Source organism: Nocardiopsis nanhaiensis (assembly GCF_054778635.1).
The window spans coordinates 38,477-44,768 of the sequence record NZ_BAAGZJ010000062.1 but is presented as its reverse complement, the minus strand read 5'-3'; the positions used below and the strand labels follow the sequence as shown (position 1 = coordinate 44,768).

The following is a 6,292-nucleotide window of genomic DNA, read 5'->3' as shown; positions in this document are numbered from 1 at the left end:
CCTTGCGCTGATGGTACTGCCCTGTGGTGGGGTGGGAGAGTAGGTCGCTGCCACGGTTTTTCTTTGGGGGGTTGTTCCTGCGGGGGCGACCCCCCTTTTTTTTGTGTCCACTTGTGAACATGTGAATTTGAGGAAATCTGCTGGGTCCGCACTCGGGATCTGCGATCCCGGGGTGCTGGTGGGTGCTTTATCGGCGGATGGCAGAATTCTGTTATGACGAAGAAGATTCCCGCTGAGTTGTTGTCCGCTGCTGAAGCGGCGAAGGGCTTCATGCCTACGGATGAAGGGTTGGCCCTTTACGAGACTGCGTTGGAGTATGCCGACCAGGGTCCGATTGTGGAGATCGGGACCTATTGCGGTAAGTCGACCGTGTTCCTGGGTGCTGCTGCGCGGGTGACGGGGGCCAAGGTGATTACGGTGGATCACCATCGGGGGTCGGAGGAGCACCAGGAGGGCTGGGAGTACCACGATGCTGGGCTTGTTGATCCGGTTACCGGGAAGTTCGACACCCTTCCGCACTTCAGGCGCACGATGACCGAGGCGGGCTTGGACGATGTGGTCATCGCGATCGCGGGGGCGTCGGTCGATGTCGCTGGGGTCTGGGGTGCGGAGCTGGGGATGCTCTTCATCGACGGCGGCCACAGTGAGGCGGCGGCGCAGGACGACTATGCGGGCTGGACGCCGCATGTCGCCGTAGGGGGTGCGCTGGTGATCCATGACGTGTTCCCCAACCCGGAGGACGGAGGGCGCCCGCCCTACAACATCTACTGCCGGGCGCTCGACTCCGGGAGGTTCAGGGAGGTCCGCGTGGTCGGTTCTATGCGGGTTCTGGAGCGGATCGCCTGACGTAGGGCTATCGGCGCCGGAGCCTATGAGCCCGACGAATACGTACCTTCGGTGATCGTTCCCGCACACTGCCGAAAAGTGAGCTACCCAACATCCGGGTTGCGACACCTCTTCGGAAGGTAAGCCTTCGGTAAGAAGTGATCGTGCGGTTACGGATTCGGCCTTGACGCGGTTACGTGCGGGTATCGTGGCGGTGAGGGTGGAGCGATGGTGGCGATTTCCCCGAAATACCGCTTCAGTCCTGACTCGAACTGAACCAATCAGGGGCACCCGCGCGTCAAACACCAGGACGGCACGGTGCCGGACGTGATTTGCCATGGGGGCGGGGAGCTGAGCGAGAGCACATACGGCGGTGGCGGGACGGATGGACAGCGTCCCGACTCGGACACGCCGGAGACGAACGACACCTCTGCTGAGGAGCTGTCCAGTCAGGCGAAGCCCCAGGGTGATGACGAACCCACCACTAGCGAGGAAGGACCCGGCGGGGCAACCCCAGCGGAGGACGCTGACTCCGGTGACCAACCCGAACCGGAGTTCCTTCCTGGGGCGATCACTTTCAAGACGAGCGGTACGTTTTTCCGTGACCGCGTGGCAGAAACCCTTGCGTCACAGGGATTCGAACCCGGTGATGTGAGTTCCCCGGACTCGGGCGACCAGGGGGACCAGGCCGCTGATGACTCCGAGGAGAGCGCGAGTGCCCCGGAGGAAGGGGCTGAGGGCGCGCAGACGGCTGCTGAAACGGTCGCCGAGGAGGCTTCCGAGCCCGTGTCGGACGTGACCGAGGAAGCCGAAACTGAGGCGGCCTCGGCTGGTACGGACGACGAAACGGTGTCCGAGGCGGCTGCTGGGCCTGAGCCTGATGGTGCTGGGGATGAGGCCCCGGCTACTGAGGCGGTGCCGGTTGCCGGTGACTCCGCTGAGCAGGGCAGCGGCCAGGAGACCCCAGCCGAAACGGTGACCGAACCCGTTTCGGGGAAGGAGTCGGCCACTGAGAGCGAGGCTGACTCCGGGGGAGACCCCGAGGCTGTGGCTGCTGCGGCTGCTGTTGCAGATGTGGCCGATGCCGGTCCCGAGACTGAGGCCGGTCCCAAGACTGAGGCCTTGCACCCTGAGGGCGATGGCAGGGCTGATGAGGCCATGCCCGCTCCCGGGGCCGGGGCGGTCGCCTTTGCTGCTCCGCCTCCGGAAGGCGAGGGCAAGGCTGCGGAGCCGGCGGGGGCAGGTAAGGCCCCTGAGCCGCCGGAGGGGGCAAGTCAAGCCGCTGAGTCGGATGCCTCCATGTGGCCCGAGCCCCAGCGGTTGTCCGACTACGCCTCAGAGCAGCCCGAAGGGGAGGAAGCGGGCGCCGCTGCCGGTGCTGCTGGCGGTGCCGCCGCTGCCGGGGGGCCCGATGGCCCCAAGGGGTCCGGGAAGAAGAAGCAGCGCAAGAAGAAGCCGCTGTGGCGGCGGATCCTGACGGTTTCCCTGATCGTCACCGGCCTGGTCGTCATCGCGGGCGCTGGGGCGTTCGCGTTCCTCTATGCCACCGTCGAGGTGCCGGACGCCGCCAAGGCCGACGCGGTCGAGCAGGGTTCGACCTTCTACTTCGCGGACGGCGAGACCGAGTTCGCCTACCGGGGTACGGACCGCGACGTCATCGACTACGACGAGATGGTCGAGGGCGGCGACCACGTCGTGGAGGCGGTCATCTCCGCCGAGGACCGTGGATTCTGGACGGAGCCCGGGGTCTCGGTGAGCGGTACCGCACGCGCTGTGTGGTCCACGATCACCGGTGAGCAGGTCCAGGGCGGTTCGACTGTCACCCAGCAGATGGTGCGCAACTACTACGAGGGCGTCTCTCTCGACCAGACCGTGGCCCGCAAGATCCAGGAGATCATCATCTCCATCAAGGTGGACCAGAGCGAGGACAAGGAGTGGGTGATGGAGCAGTACCTCAACACCATCTACTTCGGTCGCATGTCCTACGGTGTCCAGGCCGCGGCGCAGGCGTACTACCACAAGGACGTCGACGAGCTCGAAGCCGAGGAGGCCGCCTTCCTTGCCGCCGCGATCCAGCAGCCGACCCGGTTCGGGCAGGCTGACGTGGAGACCACCCCGGCGATGGAAAACCGCTGGGAGTACGTCATCGACGGCATGGTGACGACGGGGGCGATCACCCAGGCCGAGGCCGACGAGATGGAGTTCCCGGCCCCTGAGCCGGACCGTCCGATGGACGGCGCCGACATCAGCGGCTACAAGGGCTACATGCTCCAGGAAGCCATGAGCGAGCTGGACGACCTCGGGTACACCGAGGACCACATCAACCGCCAGGGTTTCAAGGTCGTCACCACCTTCGACGAGGACATGATGGACGCCGCCTACGAGGCGGTGGAGGAGATGGTCCCGCCGGAGGAGCTGCCCGAGGGCGTCAACCTCGGCCTGACCACGGTCGACCCCTCGACCGGGGAGGTCCTCGCCTTCTACGGCGGGCACGACTACGTGGAGAACCAGTACGACAGCTCCTTCCGCGGCGCCGCCCAGGCCGGTTCGGCGTTCAAGCCCTATGTGCTGGCCACCGCCTTGGAACAGGGCTACGGCCTCAACTCCAGGGTGGACGGCACCGGTCCGCGTGACGTGGGGGGCTCCCGGGTGCAGAACGCCGGCAACGACCCGGGCAGCGTCATGACGCTCACTCAGGCCACGACGGTCTCCAACAACCTCGGCTTCGTGGAGCTGGCCCAGGAGGTCGGGTTCGAGGAGATCCGCGACACTGCCTACGACGTGGGCCTGCCCCAAGGCAGTATCGGTGACGACCAGCTGGTCCCGGTCATGCCGCTGGGTGCCACGAGCGTCCGCCCGGTCGACCAGGCCAGCGGGTTCGGGACCTTCGCCAACGGCGGCGTGCACATGGAGGCGCACGTCATCAAGGAGATCGTCAACACGGACGGTGGGAACGAGCGGCCGGAGATCGAGGGACAGCGCGCCCTCGAGGAGTCGACCGCCGCGGACGTCACCTATGCCATGGAGCAGGCGGTCAACAGTGGCACCGGTACCTCGGCGCGGCTGTACGACCACCCCGTCGCCGGCAAGACCGGTACTACCGACGGCAGCGTGGCTGCCTGGTTCGCCGGGTACACACCGCAGCTGTCCACGGCGGTCGGTGTCTACAGCGGTAACAACGAGAGCTTCAGTATCCCGGGGCACAACATCTCCGGTGGCGGCCTGCCCGCTTCGCTGTGGAACTCGTACATGAGCCGCGCGATGGAAGGCTACGAGCGCGAGTCGTTCCCCGGCCCGGAGTTCGACGGCACCACGGAGAACTGGGCGCCGGAGCCTGCTACAGAGGAGCCGCAGGAGCCTCAGGACCCCGGTGACAACGGTCAGCCCGAAGAGCCCGTGGAGCCGGTCGAGCCGGAAGAGCCGGTGGAGCCCGAGCCGGAGGAGCCGGTCGAGCCGGAAGATCCGGAAGAGCCGGTGGAGCCCGAGGACCCGGAGGAACCCGGGATCCCCGAGCCCCCGCCGAGCCGGGACGGTGACAACGGCTAGGCCGTAGCGAGAGAGGGCCCCGGTACCGAGGTTGAGCTGCTCGGTACCGGGGCCCTTGCTCTGCCGGGGTCAGACGCCTACGGGTTCCGGTTCCCAGGTGTGCAGGAACACCCGGGAACCGGCCGTGCTCCGGGTGAGCGCGTCCACGGCCAGGATGATCGCGGCCGACGTCCAGGTACTGCGCTCCACCGGCCAGCGCACCTGCTCGGCGAACTGGTAGCCGGTCCAGTAGACGCCGTCGTCGGCGTCGCGCAGGTGCTGGACCTCGCGCAGGATCCGCACAGCCGTCTCCGTGTCGCCCATGGAGGCCAGGGCCATGACCAGCTCCGAGGACTCCGCCGCGGTGACCCAGGGCTGGTCGCTCACGCAGCGCACGCCCAGGCCGGGCATCACGAAGGTGTCCCAGCGTTCGGCGATCCGGGCCTTGGCCCTCTCGTCCCGCACGGCACCGCCGAGTACCGGGTAGAACCAGTCCATCGAGAAACGGGAGCGGTCGGCGAACAGCCCCTCGTCCTCGTTGATGAGGGCGGCCAGGGTGTCCGCGGCGGCCGACCACTGGGGCCGCTCACGCCCCAGCCGCGAGCCCAGGGCGGCGCCGCAGCGCAGCGCGTGGTGCACGCTCGCGCACACGGTCAGCAGCGCGTGATCGCCCGGAGAGCCGTCCTCGTCGCGGGCCCACAGGATCTCTCCGCGCGTGCCGCGCAGGGCGAGCACGAATTCCAGGCCGCCCTCGACCACCGGCCACATGCGCTCGGCGAACGCGGTGTCGCCGGTGGTGAGGAGGTGGTGGAAGAGGCCCACCGCCGGGTAGGCGGCGTGGTTGGCCTCGCGCAGCTCCGTGGCGGCCGATCCCTGGCGGAACTTGGCGGGCCAGCCGCCGTCCGCGTGTCGGCTGCCGTCGAGCCACAGGTAGGCGCGCCGGGCCGCTTCGGCGTGCTCGGGGACGAGGAGGCCGGTAACGGTCAGGGCCATGGCGCACTCCACGTGGTCCCATACGTCGGTGTGGCCGCCGGGGAACCACGGGATCGCTCCGTCGGGCTCCTGACTGGTCGCTAGGTAGTCCGCGGACCGGTAGAGCTGGTCGGCGCTCAGAACGCCGGGCAGGTGGAGTGCGTCGGGGTCGGAGGTCGTCGGCACGGGACGGTGCGCGGCGGCCATCAGGAGTCCGTGTCGAGGTGCGGTTTGCGTACGTACACGATGACGCTCTTGCCGATGACCGGGTTGAGCAGCCGCTCCGCGACCCGGGTCACCTTCGGAGCCTGGAGCATGTCCCACACCAGCAGCTCGTGGTAGGCCTTGGCCATCGGGTGGTCGTCGTTGTCGGTGCCCACCGCGCACTTGATCCACCAGTACGGCGCGTGCAGCGCGTGTGCGTGGTGGTGCGGGCCGATCGCGAACCCGGTGGCCTTGAGCTTGGCCTCCAACTCGGCGCGCGTGTAGATGCGGATGTGGCCGCCCTCGTTGGTGTGGTAATCCTCCGAGAGGGCCCAGCAGAGGCGCTCGGGCAGGAAGCTGGGCACGGTCACGGCGGCGACGCCCCCGGGCCTAAGGACCCGGTAGAGCTCCTTCATGGCGGCCGTGTCGTGCGGCAGGTGCTCGAAGATCTCGGCGGCGACGACACGGTCGAAGCTGTTGTCGTCGAAGGGCATGTCGAGGGCGTCGCCCTTGACGGTCTCGGCCTTGGCGGACTCGGGGGCCTCGCCCTCCTGGGCCATGGCCGCGAACATGGTCTCGACCTCGGCGAGGTCGCTCACGTTCTGGTCGAAGGCCACGACGTCGGCGCCCCGACGGTAGATCTCGAAGGCGTGGCGGCCGCCGCCGCAACCGAGGTCGAGAACACGGTGGCCCGAGCCGACGGGGAACAGGTTGAAGTCGACGGTGATCAGTGGAGGCTCCCTAAGGATGGTGCTGCGGGTCGTGG

General features: G+C 67.8%; 4 protein-coding genes. 2 read left to right on the top strand and 2 right to left on the bottom strand.

What is annotated here, in order from left to right; all coding sequences use genetic code 11:
• Positions 1–213: 213 nt before the first annotated feature.
• Both ACYVD1_RS24765 and ACYVD1_RS24760 read left to right on the top strand, forming a co-directional pair.
• Positions 214–846, top strand: coding sequence for a class I SAM-dependent methyltransferase (locus ACYVD1_RS24765; RefSeq protein ID WP_460776892.1), 633 nt, complete (start codon positions 214–216; stop codon positions 844–846).
• 297 nt (positions 847–1,143) lie between these two features.
• Positions 1,144–4,371 (top strand): transglycosylase domain-containing protein, encoded by a 3,228-nt coding sequence (locus ACYVD1_RS24760; protein ID WP_460776891.1) that lies wholly within the window; start codon positions 1,144–1,146, stop codon positions 4,369–4,371.
• Between the two features lie 69 nt (positions 4,372–4,440).
• Here ACYVD1_RS24760 and ACYVD1_RS24755 read toward each other — a convergent pair whose 3' ends face one another.
• The gene (locus ACYVD1_RS24755; protein ID WP_460776890.1) at positions 4,441–5,529 is read right to left on the bottom strand and encodes a glucosidase family protein; all 1,089 of its coding nucleotides are present in this window, start codon (positions 5,527–5,529) and stop codon (positions 4,441–4,443) included.
• On the bottom strand, positions 5,529–6,257 hold the full coding sequence (locus ACYVD1_RS24750; RefSeq protein WP_460776894.1) for a class I SAM-dependent methyltransferase: 729 nt from the start codon (positions 6,255–6,257) through the stop codon (positions 5,529–5,531). The genes ACYVD1_RS24755 and ACYVD1_RS24750 overlap by 1 nt, the downstream gene beginning before the upstream one ends.
• Between the last annotated feature and the right edge of the window lie 35 nt (positions 6,258–6,292).